This window comes from Lentzea albida (genome assembly GCF_900111005.1).
Classification (GTDB): Bacteria; Actinomycetota; Actinomycetes; order Mycobacteriales; family Pseudonocardiaceae; genus Lentzea; species Lentzea albida.
Genome location: NZ_FOFV01000008.1, coordinates 347,769 through 364,677, shown reverse-complemented (window position 1 = coordinate 364,677; position 16,909 = coordinate 347,769). Strand labels below are relative to the sequence as shown.

Genomic DNA, 16,909 nt, shown 5'->3' with positions numbered 1-16,909 from the left:
CCTCGTTACAGATCTGACAACGAATACCTCCACTTGGCGGATAGCACTCGCATGTCCCCAGGTCATCGCAGATAGCTGCGACTGTCGTCTCAAGCACAAGGCCTCCAGCGGCATGCCGCTGGAGGCCTCCTTTAGCTCCCTGCTCAGGCCTGTTCGCGAGCCCTGAGGTCCTTGCGCAGGATCTTGCCCGCCGCCGACTTCGGGATCGCCTCGATGAACTCCACCACGCGCACCTTCTTGTGCGGCGCCACGTGCGAGGCCACGAACGCGATCACGGCGTCCCCGTCGATCTCCGACCCCGCCTGCCGCACGACGAACGCCTTCGGGATCTCCTCGCCGTCCTCGTCCTTCACGCCGATGACGGCGGCATCGGCGATCTCCTCGTGGGTCAGCAGCACGGCCTCGAGCTCGGCCGGCGGGACCTGGTAGCCCTTGTACTTGATGAGCTCCTTGACGCGGTCGACGATCGAGACGATGCCGTCGGCGTCGATCACGGCCACGTCGCCGGTGTGCAGCCAGCCCTCGTCGTCGAGGGTGGCGGCGGTGGCCTCCGGGTTGTTCAGGTAGCCCTTCATGACGTTCGGGCCGCGGCACCACAGTTCGCCGCGGTCGCCGACGCCCACGTCCTCGCCGGTGGCCGGGTCGACCAGGCGGCACTCGAGGTTCGGGATGATCACGCCGACGGTGCCGACGGAGATGTCGTCGCGGCTGTCCGGGATGGCGTGGCTGACCGGGGACATCTCGGTCATGCCGTAGCCCTGCGAGACGCGGCAGCCCAGGCGCTTGCTCACGGCGGCGGCGAGGTCCACGTCCAGGGGCGCGGCGCCGGAGAAGATCGCCTTGAGCGGGGACAGGTCGTAGTTGTCGACGATCGGGTGCTTGGCGAGGGCCACGGCGACCGGCGGGGCGATGTAGACGCGGTCGGTCCTGTGCTCGGCGATCACCCGCAGGAACTCGGGCAGGTCGAACCTCGGCAGCGTCACGACGGTGGCGCCCACGCGCAGGCCGCCGTTCATCAGCACCTGCATGCCGTAGATGTGGAAGAACGGCAGCACCGCGAGGATGCGGGTCTCCTCGTTCAGCTCCAGCAACGGCTGGCACTGCTCCAGGTTCGCCACGAGGTTGCGGTGCGTCAGCATCACGCCCTTGGGCAGCGCGGTCGTGCCGGACGAGTACGGCAGCACCGCGACGTCATTCGCGGGATCGATGGACACCTCGGGCACCGGGTGCGAGTTCGCGAGCAGTTCCGGCAGCGACGGGTAGCCCTCGGCGCCGTCCAGGACGACCACGTCGGTCACGCCCGCCTTGGCGGCGCCCGGAGCGGCGTTCGGGAGCAGCACGGACACCGTGAACAGCATCTTCGCGCCCGCGTCGTGCAGCTGGTGGGCCACCTCGTCGGGCGTGTAGAGCGCGTTGATCGTGGTGGCCGTGGCGCCCGCGCGAAGGATGCCGTGGAACACCACGGCGTAGTACGGCGTGTTCGGGCTCAGGATGCCTACGACATCACCTTTGCCAATACCTCGTGCTGCGAGCGCGGCGGCCATCCGGTCGATGGCGCCGGCCAACTGGCCGTAGGTCATCTCCGCGCCGGACATGCCGTCGATCAGCGCAACCCGGTCCGCGCGGTCGGCGATGTCGCCGAACAGCAGCTGGTGCAGCGACACGTCGGGGATCTCGACGTCGGGGAACGGACTGCGAAAGACCATGCGGCGACCTCATTCACATCGCTGTACATCGCTGTACACCCAGCCTGTGGGCACATCGTGATCCAGCCCACTGGGCTGGTCAAGGACAACTCGATCGCTACAGGGCCGTTACTTTGCGCGGCTAAATACACTCGAATGGAGCAATACAAGCACTTGTGATCGCAAGGACGTATCTGAGAAGTTGATACCGCCTCCGCGAGTCGGCTCCCACGCTTACTCGACGAGCGCGAGGCACATGCGCGGTTCGTCATCCCCCGTCGAATCGTGTGGCCCGCTTGGGATCCGGGAACTCCCCCCGTCCACGGATCCATGCAGCGGGGACCTTTGACGCGGAACGGCTCGATGCGACTCCCCCTCTCTCCCGAGCCGTTCCGCGCATCACCAAAGGCACACTCTCAGTAGAACTTGATCACCCTGCTTCGTTCGTCTGGGTGATCCGACGCCGTCGGCGCAGCAGGTAGACCACCGCGAAGGCGGGCATCCCGAGCGCCACCGCGAACGGCAGCATCGCGCCCAGCCCGATCAGGACCACCCCGGTGACCGCGACCAGCGCGTTCCAGCCGCCGGCCAGGGCGCCGAGGAAGCCGACCTTCTCCTCCTCCGGCGGGGCGATCGGCGTCGTCGCGACGTCCACGGTCAGCGTCGCCATCGCGACCTGGCCCTTCAACGACTCGCTGCGCCGCTGCATCGACTCCAGCTCGGCCTGCCGCTTGGTCAGCTCGCTCTCGACCTGCGCGACCTCCGACGTCGACCCGGCCCGCTCGAACAACGCCCGCAGCCGCTCCACGCTGGCCCGCTGCGTGGCGATGCGCGACTCGACGTCCACCAGCTGGTCGGTGACGTCCTGGCTCTTCACCTCGCTGCGGGTGACCTCGCCCACGTTCGCCAGGTCCTGCACGAGCTTGTCCAGCTCCGTCGACGGCACGCGCACGGTCACGGACCCGGACTTCTTGGTCGAGTTCTCCTGTCCCGCGAACCCGCCCACGGCCCGTGCGCGGTCCTTGACCTGACCGATCGCCTTCAGCACGTCGTCAGCCCGCAGGTCGACGTCGGCCGTGCGCACCAACTGACGTTCCTGCTGCTGCACCGGCTGCACGGCCGGTGCGTTCTCCTGCTGAGGCGCCACGTTCTGCGCCGCCTGAGGCGGTGCGGCGGCATCCTTCGCCGACGTACCCGCACTGTTCGAACTGCTGCCACACCCCGTTGAAACCAGGGCCAGCAACGCGACTCCCACCCACAGCTCTGGTCTACGCATGCCTGTCGGACGGGCGAGAGCGGAGGAGGGGTTGCCGGGGAAGCCGAAACGAGTCGGCGGCTACTCCGAAACGAGATGTTGGAACGCGGCCAGGTTCGCGAGCGACTCGCCGCGCGACACCCGCCAGGCCCACTCGCGCCGGATCGCGTCGGCGAACCCGATCTCGAGCAACGGGTTGAAGTCGCCGTCCGCCGCCTCCAGCACCTGCCCGAGCACGCGGTCCAGCTCGTCGGCGGTCACGGCGTGCTTGCCGACCCGTCCGACCAGGTAGATGTCGCCCTCGGCGTCGATCGTGTAGTGCACGCCGTACAACCGTGCGTTGCGCCGCAGCAGGAACCGGTACACGTCCTCGAACGACTGGTCCGGCCGCCGGCACACGAAGGCCTCGACGACCAGGGCGTGCGAGGTCTCGACCAGCCACACGTTGGTCTGGAGCTTCTTGGTGCCCGGCAGCGTCACGAAGAACTTGCCCGGCTCGCGCCGGTCGTACTCGAGCTCCCGTTCGTCCAGGAACTCCTTGATCACAGCGTCGACGCTCAAGCGAAAACCTCCCGGCGGAACACCTCTGCCGCCTCTTGATACCCCGCCAGCAGGGCATCAGTCGTGCGGTCCCACGAGAAGCGTCGTGCATGTCCCACGGCATTGCTCGCCAAGTGCTCCCGCTGCGGCAAAGCCACCCCGCTGATCGCCGCGGCCCACTCGCCTGGTTCGTGCCCCTGCACGAGCACCCCGGACACGCCGTCGTTGACCGCCACGGGCAACCCGCCGACGGCCGCCGCGACCACGGGCGTCCCGCAGGCCTGGGCCTCCAGCGCCACCAGCCCGAACGACTCGTTGTGGCTCGGCACCGCGACCAGGTCGGCGGCCCGGTAGACCTGCGCCAGCGCCGGTCCCGGCTGCGGCGGCAGGAACCGCACGACGTCGGTGATCTGCAGTTGCGCGGCCAGTTCCTCCAGCGCCTTCGGCCGTTCCGTGCCCGAACCCGAGGGCCCGCCGACGATCAGCACGACCAGCCTCGACCGCAACCCCGGATCGCGCACGAGCATCTCCGCGGCGGCACGCAGCAGCACGTCAGGGGCCTTCAACGGCTGGATCCGGCCGACGAACGCCAGCACGACCGCGTCCTGCGGCACGCCGATCGACCGCCGGGCGGCGCCCTGGTCACCGGGCGTGAAGCGGTCGAGGTCCACCCCGGGTGGCACGACGGCGACCTTGGACGGCTCCGCGTCGTAGAGCTTGATCAGCTCGCCGGCCTCGATGTCGGTGTTCGCGACGAGCCGGTCGGACTCGCTCACGACCTGGTCCTCGCCGATCACGCGCATCCTCGGCTCCGGGGTGTCGCCCTCGGCCAGCGCCAGGTTCTTGACCTTGGCGAGCGTGTGCGCGGTGTGCACCAACGGCACGCCCCACCGTTCGCGCGCGATCCAGCCGACCTGCCCGGACAGCCAGTAGTGCGAGTGGATCGCGTCGTAGTAGCCGGGCTCGTGGCGTGCCTCGGCGCGCAGGACGCCCGCGGAGAACGCGCAGAGCTGGCCGGGCAGCTCCTCCTTGCCCAGGCCCTCGAACGGACCGGCGGCGACGTTGCGGACGCGCACGCCCGGCGCCAGCTCGACGACCGGCGGCAGCTCCGACGACGTGGCCCGCGTGAAGATCTCCACCTCGACCCCGCGCTGGGCCATCCGTGTGGCCGTCTGCACGATGTAGACGTTCATCCCGCCCGCATCACCCGTCCCCGGCTGTTCGAGCGGCGAGGTGTGGACTGAGAGCACCGCCACGCGCTTCATCGGGCGACTCGCAGGAGTTCGGCGGCGAACCGCTCCGGCCGTTCGAGGAACGGCGCGTGCGCGGTGTCGGGGTACAGGCTCAACTCGGCTCCGGGGATCAGGGCGGCGGAGTACTCGGCGGCGGCGGGCGCGACCACCTCGTCTTGAGTTCCGTGCACGACCAGGGTCGGCACGTCTACGGCCTTCAACACGTCGGCGCTGCCCACGTCCCTGCGGAACAGCTCACCTCGCACTTTATGGCTGACCGAGGTGGCGGCGGCTGTGAGTTCGCCGACGGTCGAAGCGGGCAGGCCGGGGGCCATGGCCCGGCAGAACGCCGCCAGCACGGCGTCGTCGGTGATCGCGCCGGGCAGCGCGGCCCGCATGACCGGCCCGGTCTCGCCTCCGGGGCGACCGCGGCCGATCTCGGTGATGGCGCTCACGAACACCAGGGCGTTGATGCCCGCCGTGCCGTGGAAGCGCAGGTAGTCGGTGACGACGAGCCCGCCGTAGGACCACCCGACGACGGTCGCGGGGCCCGTGTGGCCGAGCACGGCCTCGATGTCGGCGGCCCAGTGGGCTGAATCGCGGTAGTCGCCGAAGTCGTCCGATTCGCCGTGTCCGCGCAGGTCGACGGCGTAGGTGCGGAAGCCGGGCAGGTCCCAGACGGCACCTGTCTGCGCCCAGCCGTGCAGCAGGACCACCGCCGGGGCGCCGGCCGGACCCGACTCGCGAACGGCCAGTCGTCCCCCGCCGGCCGCCGTCACGCGTGTCAGATGCACACCTGCGCAAACGACCTGGCCGGGGGACGCATTCCCGCCGGCCCTACTTGATGGCCGACTTGCCCTTCCACTGGTCCCACGACAGCTGCCAGTCGTACCAGTCGAACTGGGCGGGCAGCGTGGTGATCGAGCCGGTCACCTCGACCGGGTCGCCGACCAGCGCGGAGTCGAAGTACGCCTTCGCGTCGGCTTCGAGCAGGTTCGCGCAGCCGTGCGAGGTGTTGTTCGTGCCGATGTTGCCCGCGTTGTCGTTGTTCTCGTGGATGAACTCGCCGTGGTTCGAGAACCGCACGGCCCACTTCTTCACGACGTTGGTGTAGCCGTAGCGCGGGTTGTCGAACGAGAACGTGTCGTGCTTCGACATGACCACGAACGTGCCGTTCGGCGTGGTGAGCTCCGGGTCGGCGTCCTTGCCGAACGACGCCGGGTAGTCGGCGGTCTGCTGGCCGTCGCGGAACACCTTGAGCCGGTGGGTCGGGTTGTCGATCTTCACGACCTGGTTGCGGCCGATGGTGAAGTCGCTGGTCACGTCGGCCTTGCCGAACGCGCCGCCGCCGTAGTTGACGCCGTAGAGCTTGGCCTCGACCTTCACGGTGGTGTTGGCGGGCCAGTACTTCTCCGGCCGGTAGTGCACCTCCTGGGCGTTGAGCCACGCCCACGAGCCCTGCACGTTCGCCGAGTTGGTGACCTTCAGCGCCTTCTCGACGGTCGCCTTGTCCTCGACCGGCGCCTCGAACTTGACCATGATCGGCGCCGCGACGCCGACGGTCTGGTTGTCACCGGGCCACAGGGTCGCGCGGGTCTGCGAGCCGGGCGCGACGGTGGTGAACGAGCCCTTGAGCTCGACCGGCTTGCCGTCGGAGCCGACGACCTTGCCCGAGTAGCTGTACGTCTTGCCGTAGCCGAGCGGCTCGGCGGCCGTCCAGCCCGACCTGTCCTCCGTCAAGGTGCCCTTGACGTCCTTGCCCTCCGGCGACTTCACGGCGACGGACTCGATCTTGCCATCGACCACGGTGACCTGGACCGGGGTCGTGACCTGCACGTCCTTGGTTCCGTCGACCGGGGACAGGGTCACCTTCGCGGACGGCAGCGAGCTGTCCGCCTTGGGTGAGCCCGCCTCGACACTCGAGCAGCCGGTCAGCAGCGTCAGTCCGGCGACCAGCGCGACAAGTGTTCTCTTCACGGTTTCGACCTCCCACCATGGTGGACGTCCAACCCGACCGGGTGGTGCGAGTGACGTCGGTCACAGACGATCCGGCGGCCTACGATCGGAGTCGTGAATCGACCTGTCGCAGTTGTGACCGGAGCTAGCGCGGGCATCGGCGAAGCCACCGCGCGGCGGCTGGCCGCCGAGGGCTTCCACGTCGTGCTCGGAGCACGTCGTCTGGACCTCCTCCACGTTATCGCGAAGGAGATCGACGGGACGGCCATCGAGCTGGACGTCACGGACGAGGCCTCCGTCGCCGCCTTCGCGGACCGGGTACCCAACGCGAACGTGCTCGTGAACAACGCGGGCGGCGCTCGCGGGCTCTCGACCGTCGCCGAGGGCGATCCGGCGGAGTGGCGCTGGATGTGGGAGGCGAACGTCCTCGGAACGCTGCTGGTCACGAAGGCGTTCGTGCCGAAGCTGATCGCGTCCGGGGACGGGCACATCGTGTCCGTGACGTCCGTCGCAGCACGTGACGCGTACGACAACGGTTCCGGCTACACGAGCGCGAAGCACGCGCAGTCGGCGCTGCACCGGACGTTGCGCGGCGAGCTGCTGGGCCAGCCGGTGCGGATCACCGAGGTCCTGCCGGGCATGGTCGAGACCGACTTCTCCACCAACAGGTTCGACGGCGACACCGAGCGCGCGGCCAAGGTCTACCAGGGCCTCACGCCGCTGACGGCCGACGACGTGGCGGACGTCATCGCGTTCGCGGTGACCCGGCCCCCGCACGTGAACCTGGACGAGATCGTGCTCAAGCCCCGCGCCCAGGCCTCCGCGACTCGGGTACACCGGGAGTGAGCAACTCCACGTCGAGCTGACGCAGGACCGGCCCGACGGGGTTCGCGAACCCGGTCGGGCCGCTTCCGGCCACGTACAGGCCGACGACGCGGTTGTCGGCGTCGACCAGCACGGCACCGCTGTCGCCGTGGTCGCCGAAGCGCTCGGACGAGTGCACGCGGATCTGGTCCCGCAACGTCCGCGGGCCGATCCCGTCGCCGAAGTCGAGCCGGACCGTCGCGTCGGTCGACTCGACCACGCCGTACGTGAGCTGCGTGGTGCGGCCGCGTTTGCGCACGGACGAGCCGATCACGGCCGGGGCGCTGCCGGTGATCGCGCCGATGTCGAGCACCTCCGCGCGCAACGGCCTGTCGCCCATCCGCAGCCCCGCCGCCGACACGGCGCCCGCGAGCGCGGCCCGGTCCAGCACGGCGACCTCGTCGGCGCCGGGCACCCCACCGTCCACTCTGGACGGGTGCACGAACTCGTCGCCGACCGACCACGAGTCGTCGACACAGCCGACGTGGAAAGTGGTGAGCCCCAGCACCTTTCCCGGTTCGTCCAGCGTCACCGCGAACGCGCCGAGCGTGCCGGCGATCACGTACTCACCGGCCCGCTCGACCTCGGGCGGCACGACCCGGAACGACCTCGCCGGGCCGATGCCGATGCCTCCGCGCAGCACCGGATGGCGTTCCGCCGCAACGGGGTTCTCGCCGGACGCGTGGGTGATCCTCGCCCGGTGCAGCACGATCGACTCGGCCACCACGTCGGTCGGCACGCCGCCGACCTCCACCGGGATCTGCCGCGGGTGCTCAGGTCCCTTGGCGCACACGTAGACCACGATCGCGGCCCTGCCGGTCGGGCGTCCGCCGGTGACCTTCTCGCCGATGTCGACGCCGATGACGCCGGGCCGGGCGAGGAACTCGTCTTCGACCATGCGCTTGATCGGCCTGATGGCCGCTCGCGCGTTTTCGTCGAGGTAGCTCATAGCGACCTCCGATGCCTCTACCTCAATGAAACACTCCTGGTAGCGGCTGGTCACATAGAGTCACTCGAACAGACCTACGATCTTCGAGCAGAACCTAGTGGTGTGGCTCAGGACGTTGCCGGTGTATTCGTGGTCAGACGGGTGTGTCGGGGTGCCGCCCCCACGGCCTCGTACTGGTTGTACGGGGGCGTGGGGGCGGTGCCGCGACGGATCCTGCTGAGCGCGGATACGCCGCCAACGTTCTGTGTCACACCACTAGAGCTCGACTCCCACGAAGACCGGTTCCGGGTGCAGCTCCACGCCGAACGCGGCCCGCACGCCGTCGCGCACCTCGCGCGCGAGGTCCAGCAGGTCCTCCGTCGACGCGCCGCCGCGGTTGGTCAGGGCCAGCGTGTGCTTGCCGGACAACGACACGCGGCCGCCGGGACCCTGGTGGCCCTTGCGGAAGCCCGCGCGTTCGATCAGCCACGCGGCCGAGAGCTTCTTCTGGCCGTGGCCCGCCGGGTAGCTCGGCACGTCCACGTCGGCACCGAGGCGTTCGGCGATGCGGATCAGCACGCCCGAGAACGTCGAGTCGTCGATGATCGGGTTGGTGAAGAACGAGCCCGCGCTCCACGTGTCGTGGTCGGTGGCGTCGAGCACCATGCCCTTGCCGCGGCGCAGCTCCAGCACGGCCTTGCGGGCCTCGTCGGCCGGAACGCGATCACCTTGCGCCACACCGAGGACGCGCGCCAGCTCGCTGTAGCGGATCGGCGCGGACATGCCCCCGGCGGTGAGGGAGAACCGGGTGCGCAGCACGACCGCGTTGTCCGTGCCCTTGAGCACGCTGGTGCGGTACGCGAGGCCCAGCTTCGCGGCGGGCACCTGGTGCACCTTGCCGCTGCGGCGGTCCAGCAGGTCGACCGACTGCAGCACCTGGGAGATCTCGACGCCGTACGCGCCGACGTTCTGCACGGGCGTGGCGCCGTTGAGGCCGGGGATGCCCGAGAGGCACTCGAGGCCGCCGAGGCCCTGCGCGACCGCCTCGGCGACGACCGCGTCCCACTCCTCGCCCGCCTCGACGGTGAACTGGACGATGCCGCCGCCCAGCGGGTCGAGGCGGAAGCCCTTGGTGGCGACGTGCACGACGGTGCCGTCGAAGCCGCCGTCGGAGATCACGAGGTTGGACCCGCCGCCCAGCACGAGGACCTTCTCGTCGGCGGTGGCGTCGGCTGTTCGCACGGCTTCGACCAGCTCAGCGGCGGTCGTGGCGTGGACGAACCGCGCGGCCGGGCCACCGAGTCGGAGCGTGGTGCGCTCGGCCAGAGGTACGGACTGCGTGGTGGTCACAGACGTCAACGGTAGCCTCCGCGACATGGCACGCCGCATCGAGCACCACACCACGTCACCCCATTCGGCGGAGAAGGTCTTCGGCGCGATGACCGACGAGACCTACCTGCGGGACAGGCTGGCCGCGATCGGCGGCACGAACTCGGCGCTCATCTCGTTCGACAAGACCGACGAGCGGACGTCGTACCAGCTCAAGCAGGGTGTGCCCGCCGAGCACCTGCCGTCGGCGGTCAAGGCGGCCCTCGGCGGCGACCTGGTGATCCAGCGCACCGAGACCTGGGCGGCGGGCGCCGGCACGGTGGAGGTGGCCGTCAACGGCGTTCCCGGCCGTCTCGAAGGGTCCTTCACCGTCCTGGACAACGGCTCAGGCAGCAAGACCACCCTCACGGGGGAGGTCAAGGTGAGCATCCCGCTGCTGGGCGGCAAGCTCGAGAAGCTGATCGCCGAGCAGGTCGCCGTGCTGCTCGACAAGGAGAGCGAGTTCACGTCCGAATGGCTCGCAAACCGCGGCTAGCCGCAGGCCGGGCCCGCGCGCTCGGCCTGCCGACGCGCGGCACGACCAACCCGAACCGCCTGCGCCGGGTCGACCGGTGGACGACCGGCACGCTGTCGTCGTTCCTGGTGGAAGCCGCCGATCCGCTCGTGGTCGACCTCGGGTACGGGGCCACGCCGATCACCACCGTCGAGATGGCCTCCAGGCTGCGGACGGTGCGTCCCGACGTGCGCGTGCTCGGGCTGGAGATCGACGCCGACCGGGTCGAGGCGGGCAAGGCCGTGGCCGACCCGCCGTGGCTCGACTTCCGGCGCGGCGGCTTCGAACTGGCCGGCGCGCGCCCGGTGTTGTTGCGCGCCTTCAACGTGCTGCGCCAGTACACCGAGGAGCAGGCGTTCGAGGCGTGGGACACCATGCTGTCGCGCATGGCTCCCGGCGGGCTGGTCGTCGAGGGCACGTGCGACGAGATCGGCCGCCGGTGCACGTGGGTGACGCTGTCGGCCGAGGGGCCTCGGACGTTCACGCTGGCCGTGAAGCCGTCCGCGATCGAGGTGCCCTCCGACGTCGCCGAGCGGCTGCCCAAGGCGTTGATCCACAAGAACGTGCCGGGCGAGCGCGTGCACGCCCTGCTGGCCGAGATGGACGCCTGCTGGGCCACCGCGGCGCCGTTCGCCCCCTTCGGGCCGCGGGCGCGGTGGGTGGAGTCGGCGCGGCTGCTGGCCGAGCGCGGCTGGCCCGTGCTGGACGACCGGCGGCGGTGGCGGCTCGGCGAAATCACGCTCGAATGGGCCGCCGTCGCGCCTTAGGGCCTGTGTCGAGGTCCGGTTCGATGAGAGGCGCGCTTGAAGTGGTTCCTGGCGGTGCGGCCGGAACGGCCGCGTACCGGTGTTGTACGTGGGCGGTTCGGCCGTGCCGCCAGGGACCGCTTCGGGCCCGGCTGTCGCGGATCGGACCTCGACACAGGCCCTAGGGTGATCGGGTGGACTTCGTCGGGGAGATCGAGAAGCAGGCGTCGTTGTTGCGTTCGGCCGCGCTGAAGGCCGGTCCGGACGCCGAGGTGCACACCTGTCCTGATTGGACGGTGTCGAAGCTCGTGCGGCACATCGCCGAGGTGCACACGTGGGCGGCGCAGTGCGTCGTCACCGAACCCTCGTCGGGCCGGCCGGAGTGGCCGAAGGCCCCGCGCGACTGGGACGAGGCGCTCGCCTGGTGGGACACCGGGCTCTCGACGCTGCTGCAGCGGCTGCGCGAAGTTCCCGCCGACCGTCCGGCGTGGACGTTCCAGGGCCCGAAGGTCGCCGGCTTCTGGGCGCGCAGGCAGGCGCACGAGACGTCGATCCACCGCCTGGACGCGGAGCTCGCGACCGGTCACGAGCTGCCGTCGCTGGTCTTCGACCCCGAGTTCGCCGCGGACGGCGTCGACGAGATGCTCACGATCATGCTGCCCCGCCAGCTGGTGCTCGGCCGCACGGTCGAGGCGACCGGCAGGATCCTCGTGCACGCCGCCGACGCGGGCCGCACGTGGGAGATCTGGCTCGCGCCGGGCGAGCAGCCGGTCGTGACGGACGTGCTCGACTCGGCCGTCGACACCGACGCGAGCCTCGCGGGCACCGCCGACGCGGTCTACCGCGCGCTGTGGGGCCGTCCGCACCACGCGATCGTGTCCGGCGACGAGTCGCTGTTGGCGGCGCTGCCCAGGCCGTGAATACTCGTGCGTCGTGTCATCGCCTGAACGCCGCTATGTGATCACCTTCGGCTGCCCGGACCGCACCGGCATCATCGCGAGGATCTCGTCGTTCCTCGCGGAGAACGGTGGCTGGATCGTCGAGGCCGCGTACCACACCGACCCCGAGACGGGCTGGTTCTTCACGCGCCAGGAGGTCCGCGCGGACTCCCTGCCGTTCGGCGTGGACGAGCTGCGGGCCCGCTTCGCCGACGTGGCCGCGGGTCTCGGCGCGCAGTCGACGTGGACGGTGACCGACACGGGTTCGCGCAAGCGCGTGGTCATCCTGGTGTCGAAGGAAGGCCACTGCCTCTACGACCTGCTGGCGCGCGTCGCGACCGGCGAGCTGGACGTCGAGGTGTCGGCCGTCATCGGCAACCACCCGGAGCTCGGCGACATCACGCGCGCGCACGGCATCCCGTTCCACCACGTGCCGTTCCCGGTCAACGACCCCGAGGGCAAGCAGGCGGCGTTCGCCCAGCTGCGGCAGCTGGTCGAGAAGCACGACCCGCACGCCGTCGTCCTGGCCCGCTTCATGCAGATCCTGCCGCCGGAGCTGTGCGCTGCCTGGTCCGGCCGCACGATCAACATCCACCACAGCTTCCTGCCGTCGTTCATCGGCGCGCGCCCGTACCACCAGGCGCACCGCCGGGGCGTGAAGCTCGTGGGCGCCACGTGCCACTACGTGACGGCCGACCTGGACGCCGGGCCGATCATCGAGCAGGACGTGATGCGCGTGCACCACGGCGACTCGGTGGCGGACATGGTGCGCAAGGGGCGGGACATCGAGAAGGTGGTGCTGGCGCGCGGGTTGCGGTGGCACCTGGAGGATCGCGTGCTGGTGCACGGCAACCAGACGGTGATCTTCTAGCCCGCGCGCCGCACGTCAGATCTTGTTGGCGGCCATCCCCACCGCCTCCACCAGCCACCCCGCGTCCGCCGCCGACAGCACGGCGGGCGGGGTGAAGCCGACCGTCCTCCCCCGGAAGTCGGCGAGCACCCGCCGCCGCAGCAGCTCCCCGGTGAACACGTCCGCGGCGCGCTGATCGGGCAGTTCCACGCCGAGCATCAGCCCGCGACCGGTCGCGTGGGCCTTGCCCGCCACGACGGCTCGCAGCCCGAAGAGCAGCTCGTCGCCCAGCAGCTTGGCCCGTTCCACGAGCCCCTCGGAGGCAGTGACGCGCAGGCAGGCGTTGACGGCGGCCGATGCCAGCGGCGAGACGGCGTCGGGGCCGCGCCACAACGGGACGTGCACGGCGGCCGAGGCGACCACGGCGGCGATCGGGAGCACGCCGCCGGACAGGCCCTCGCCGACCAGCATGATGTCCGGCGTCACGTCGTCCAGGTCGCAGCCCCACCACACGCCCAGGCGCCCGAGGCCGGAGCGCGTCTCGTCGACGACCAGCAGGGCGCCGGCCTCGCGGCACGCCTCGGCGACGCCGCTCAGGTAGCCGGTGGGCGGGGGTGTGCCGCCGCGGACGGGTTCCACGAGCACGCAGGCCGGTGGGCCGGAGGCCAAGGTCGCGCGCAACGAGTCGATGCCGCCGTACCGGACGTCGCCGGTCGTCAACACACGTGGGCGGCCGTTCGCCTGTGCGAGGGCCACGGCGAACTGGGCGGCCTCGGAGGCCGACGGGAAGGTGTGGACGTGGTCGAGGCCGTGGGGCGTGACCAGGTCGAGCATCAGACGGTCGAGCAGGGACGGCCGGCGCACCTGGCCGACAACGGCCTGCACGACGGCCGGGTGGGCGTGGCCGAGAAGAGGGACTCCGTACCCGCCGCAGTCGAGGTACTCGACGCGGTGGGGGTCTACCACTCGGGCGCCGCGGGCGGCGCATCCTGTCAGCAGTTCGGTGGCCATGGCGGGGAACCTTTCCTGGGCAGCGCGGCCCGCGGCCGCTCGTCGGGGACGGCGAGCGGACCTCAGTTCCCACCAAGTCATTCGGATTCCGCGACCCGTTGGTTCGCCCGGGGCATAGGCTTTTTCCCGTGCGGATCGAAATCACCGACCTCGACCAGTTGCGGGCAGCCCCTGACCTGCGCAAAGCCGTCATCATCGGGCTGGACCTCACGCGCGAGGACGTGCGGGTGCCGTTCGACGGGGCGCTGCTGCTCGGCTGCACCCTGAGCGAGACCATGCAGCGCCGGGCGGAGGCCGCCGGAGCGCTGGTCTTCCCGGTCATCCCGGACCTGCCGTACGACGTCTACCGGTCGAGGCTGTACACGCCGGAGGAGCTGTTCGCGGGCTTCGACCCGGCGAACCCGAAGTCCTACGCCGACACCCCGGACGCGGAGATCTACCGGCACAGCAGGCAGCAGGGCCACCACCCCGACCCGCTGCACGCGCTGGCCGAACGCCTGCACGACCACTCGATCACCGAGGCCCTCGACGACACGCTGACGGGCTCACCGGTCGCGGTCATGGGCGGCCACGCACTGGCCCGCGGATCCGACGGCTACCGCAACGCCGTCGCACTCGGCGCCGCGCTGGGCGGCGCGGGCTTCACGGTGCTGACCGGCGGCGGTCCCGGCGCGATGGAGGCCGTGCCGCTGGGCGTGCGGCTCGGCGAGGTCGACGACGCCGTCCTCGACACCCTCGCGCAGGCGCCGGGCTTCGGCCACGACGACGAGTCGATCGGCCGGTGGCTCGCGGCGTTCCCGGAGATCCGCCGTTTCGACACGCCCCGCACGATCGGCATCCCGACCTGGTTCTACGGCCACGAGCCGCCCAACCCGGCCTGCGAGCTGCACGCGAAGTACTTCGCGAACTCGGTGCGCGAGGAGGGCCTGCTCACGGTCGCGACCGGCGGCATCGTCTACACGCCGGGCAAGGCGGGCACGGTCCAGGAGGTCTTCCAGGACTTCACGCAGAACTACTACGGCAGCGTCGGCCCGGCCGCGCCCATGATCTTCCTGGGCACGGCCTTCTGGACCGACGAGGTCCCGGCCGCGCCGCTGGTGCAGAAGCTCGCGGCGGGCCGGGAGGCGGAGCAGTGGATCCTCGTCACGGACGACATCGACGAGGCGGTCGCACTCCTGTCGAAGTACCAGTCGTAGCGGTGTGAACGGCCTCGCGCCCCCAGCAGGGCGCGAGGCGGTCAGCTCCTACTGGTAGCGGTAGACCGTGCCATTGCACACGATGTCGCCACCGGCGCTGCGGTTCCAGGTGCAGGGGATGCCGTACAGCTCGCTATCCTCGTAGTAGTTCTTGTTGCATTGGCCCCAGTTGCCGCTCCCGAGGCTGGTGATGCAGGTTCCGTTGCGGTACAGCGAACCGTTGCGGTAGTTCTCCCAGTAGACACCGGCCGACGACTTGTCATCGCTGTTCTGGTCCTGCACCCACCAGTGGTCACCGCCCTTCTCGTAACAGATCTCGACGGCCGTGTAGGAGTGGCACGTCAGCTGGGAACGGGGCGGCAACGTGCCGGCGACGGCGAACTCGATCCCGTCGGCCGCCGCACCGATCTCGGACACCGCCTGCATCGACGTGACCTCCGCCGATGCGGGCGCCAGGGATCCCATCACGGCCAGGAAGGCCATGGAGAGAGCAAGCACGAGCTTGCGCATAAGGATTTCCTCCAGTTTGTAAGGGTTTCCGCCTCGAACAAGGGCGGAAGTCGAGTGGGCTCAGCCGATCTCGCTGAGCGGCACGGCGAAGATCGCCCGCCGGTCGATGAACGTGCTGCCGTTCTCGGACCAGGCGTGTTCCGCGACGGTCCAGAGCTTCCCGGCGGTGATCCCCGTGCCGTGCTCGTGGTAGAGGTCCTCGCCGCCGATCGCCCAGCTGTTGGTCGCCGTGGTGCCGTTCAGGACACCGGAGTGCATCCAGCTGTGGTTGCGGTTCGAGCTGCGGCCGAGGTAGTAGCGGCCCTCCCAGGTCTGGACGCCCTGGACGTTGCTGCGCGGCACGGTCACGACGTCCTGCGGCACGGCTTTGCCGCTGGTCAGCGTCAGTTGCCGGGACGAGGCGTCGACGCGGTAGCGGGCCACCCGGCCGCCGTCGACGGCGGTGTCGGTGCTGCGGCCGTCGCGGTACTCGCCGACGACCAGCGTGTCCGGAGTGGTGCTGCGGTCCAGCGACAACGACGAGAAGCACAGCTGTGAGGCGCTCGGCTCGCAGGGCGACGTCCGGTCGGACTGCCGGTACCAGCCGACCTGCGGCAGCACGTACTTGTAGTTGTAGGCGTAGTAGTCGCTGCCGCTCTTGCCGATGCTGTCCTGGGCGTCGGAGACCTCGAGGAGGCGTTCGACGTCGAACACGCGCAGGCCGTCGTTGGTGTCGGCGACGTAGAGGTAGCGGCCGAGCCAGGCCAGGCCGCCCGCGTGGATCGGCACGGCCTTGTAGTTCGCGTTCGCGGTCGGCTCGACCAGCAGCACGTGCCGGTACTTGCGGTTCTTCATGTCGACGAACGAGATGCGCACGCCCTTGTCCGGCGAGGTGTCGTCGTAGTGCCAGCTGACGAGCAGGATCCGGTTCTCGCCCCACAGACCGTCGTCGTCGGCGTCGGAGGAACCGGTGACGCCCTGCGGGATCCAGTAGTCGACCTTGCTGTCGCCGGGGTCCCAGCAGAACTTCTCGCTGCTGTGCAGGATCTGCCCGGACGTCAGCGGGTAGTCCGTTCGGTCGTAGTTCTCCGGAAGTGCCTGTTGCTGCGCGCTGTTGCACGACGCGATGTCCCTGTTCGCGTCACGCAGCAGCGCGGCGACCGACGTCGTGGTGCCGACCGCGGTCTGCAGCTGTGCGGCGGAGGCCTCCAGACTCCAGTCGGGCGTCAACCCGAAGGCACCGGTTGGACGACTGTGGATTAGGTCGTCCGCCGCCTCTTGTGCCTGCACGGGCAACGCCGCACTCACCACACCCGTCAACGCCACTAGAAGTGCTG

General features: G+C 70.1%; 17 protein-coding genes. 6 read left to right on the top strand and 11 right to left on the bottom strand.

Annotated features, from left to right (window positions below; genetic code table 11):
• Positions 1-143: 143 nt before the first annotated feature.
• The 6 genes from BMY74_RS22330 to BMY74_RS22305 form a co-directional block, all read right to left on the bottom strand.
• Entirely contained in the window at positions 144-1,706 is a 1,563-nt protein-coding gene (locus BMY74_RS22330) for a 4-coumarate--CoA ligase family protein (RefSeq protein ID WP_089918973.1), read from the bottom strand.
• Positions 1,707-2,115: 409 nt separating this feature from the next.
• Positions 2,116-2,832 carry a DUF4349 domain-containing protein gene (locus BMY74_RS22325; protein ID WP_245786290.1) on the bottom strand — a complete coding sequence of 239 codons (717 nt, stop codon included), beginning with the start codon at positions 2,830-2,832 and terminating at the stop codon, positions 2,116-2,118.
• Positions 2,833-3,021: 189 nt separating this feature from the next.
• Positions 3,022-3,501: a type III secretion system chaperone family protein gene (locus BMY74_RS22320; protein ID WP_089918968.1), complete on the bottom strand. Its 480-nt coding sequence runs from the start codon at positions 3,499-3,501 to the stop codon at positions 3,022-3,024.
• Complete coding sequence (mshA, locus tag BMY74_RS22315; protein ID WP_089918966.1) at positions 3,498-4,745, bottom strand: D-inositol-3-phosphate glycosyltransferase; 1,248 nt, start codon at positions 4,743-4,745, stop codon at positions 3,498-3,500. The genes BMY74_RS22320 and mshA overlap by 4 nt, the downstream gene beginning before the upstream one ends.
• Entirely contained in the window at positions 4,742-5,491 is a 750-nt protein-coding gene (locus BMY74_RS22310; RefSeq protein WP_245786289.1) for an alpha/beta fold hydrolase, read from the bottom strand. Before BMY74_RS22310 ends, mshA begins: the two co-directional genes overlap by 4 nt.
• A 58-nt stretch (positions 5,492-5,549) precedes the next feature.
• A complete protein-coding gene (locus BMY74_RS22305) occupies positions 5,550-6,689 on the bottom strand; it encodes a L,D-transpeptidase (RefSeq protein WP_089918964.1) in 1,140 nt (379 codons plus the stop codon).
• A 93-nt stretch (positions 6,690-6,782) separates the two neighbouring features.
• On the opposite strand from BMY74_RS22305, the gene BMY74_RS22300 reads away from it, so the two are divergent.
• Positions 6,783-7,514 (top strand): SDR family oxidoreductase, encoded by a 732-nt coding sequence (locus tag BMY74_RS22300; protein ID WP_089918962.1) that lies wholly within the window; start codon positions 6,783-6,785, stop codon positions 7,512-7,514.
• Here the strand turns inward: BMY74_RS22300 and BMY74_RS22295 are convergent.
• Together BMY74_RS22295 and BMY74_RS22290 are read right to left on the bottom strand one after the other, a co-directional pair.
• Positions 7,468-8,481, bottom strand: a complete 1,014-nt coding sequence (locus BMY74_RS22295) for a chymotrypsin family serine protease (RefSeq protein ID WP_089918960.1) — start codon at positions 8,479-8,481, stop codon at positions 7,468-7,470. The two genes, BMY74_RS22300 and BMY74_RS22295, sit on opposite strands and share 47 nt — an antisense overlap.
• A 255-nt stretch (positions 8,482-8,736) precedes the next feature.
• Positions 8,737-9,837: a UDP-N-acetylmuramate dehydrogenase gene (locus tag BMY74_RS22290; protein WP_245786288.1), complete on the bottom strand. Its 1,101-nt coding sequence runs from the start codon at positions 9,835-9,837 to the stop codon at positions 8,737-8,739.
• Between BMY74_RS22290 and BMY74_RS22285 the strand changes: the two genes are divergently transcribed.
• From BMY74_RS22285 to purU, 4 genes are all read left to right on the top strand, one after another.
• A complete protein-coding gene (locus tag BMY74_RS22285) occupies positions 9,836-10,324 on the top strand; it encodes a DUF2505 domain-containing protein (RefSeq protein ID WP_177229863.1) in 489 nt (162 codons plus the stop codon). The genes BMY74_RS22290 and BMY74_RS22285 overlap by 2 nt on opposite strands.
• Entirely contained in the window at positions 10,303-11,109 is an 807-nt protein-coding gene (locus BMY74_RS22280; protein WP_089918957.1) for an SAM-dependent methyltransferase, read from the top strand. The genes BMY74_RS22285 and BMY74_RS22280 overlap by 22 nt, the downstream gene beginning before the upstream one ends.
• Before the next feature lie 173 nt (positions 11,110-11,282).
• Complete coding sequence (locus tag BMY74_RS22275) at positions 11,283-12,008, top strand: maleylpyruvate isomerase family mycothiol-dependent enzyme (protein WP_177229862.1); 726 nt, start codon at positions 11,283-11,285, stop codon at positions 12,006-12,008.
• 13 nt (positions 12,009-12,021) lie between these two features.
• Complete coding sequence (gene purU / locus BMY74_RS22270; protein WP_089918955.1) at positions 12,022-12,897, top strand: formyltetrahydrofolate deformylase; 876 nt, start codon at positions 12,022-12,024, stop codon at positions 12,895-12,897.
• A gap of 15 nt (positions 12,898-12,912) precedes the next feature.
• Here purU and BMY74_RS22265 read toward each other — a convergent pair whose 3' ends face one another.
• A complete protein-coding gene (locus BMY74_RS22265) occupies positions 12,913-13,887 on the bottom strand; it encodes an aminotransferase class III-fold pyridoxal phosphate-dependent enzyme (protein WP_177229861.1) in 975 nt (324 codons plus the stop codon).
• Between the two features lie 128 nt (positions 13,888-14,015).
• Here BMY74_RS22265 and BMY74_RS22260 point away from each other — a divergent pair, with 128 nt between their 5' ends.
• Positions 14,016-15,083: an LOG family protein gene (locus tag BMY74_RS22260; RefSeq protein ID WP_089918951.1), complete on the top strand. Its 1,068-nt coding sequence runs from the start codon at positions 14,016-14,018 to the stop codon at positions 15,081-15,083.
• 48 nt (positions 15,084-15,131) lie between these two features.
• Here BMY74_RS22260 and BMY74_RS22255 read toward each other — a convergent pair whose 3' ends face one another.
• Positions 15,132-15,593 carry a hypothetical protein gene (locus BMY74_RS22255; protein WP_089918950.1) on the bottom strand — a complete coding sequence of 154 codons (462 nt, stop codon included), beginning with the start codon at positions 15,591-15,593 and terminating at the stop codon, positions 15,132-15,134.
• 60 nt (positions 15,594-15,653) lie between these two features.
• Positions 15,654-16,802 carry a hypothetical protein gene (locus tag BMY74_RS22250; protein WP_089918948.1) on the bottom strand — a complete coding sequence of 383 codons (1,149 nt, stop codon included), beginning with the start codon at positions 16,800-16,802 and terminating at the stop codon, positions 15,654-15,656.
• Positions 16,803-16,909: the final 107 nt, after the last annotated feature.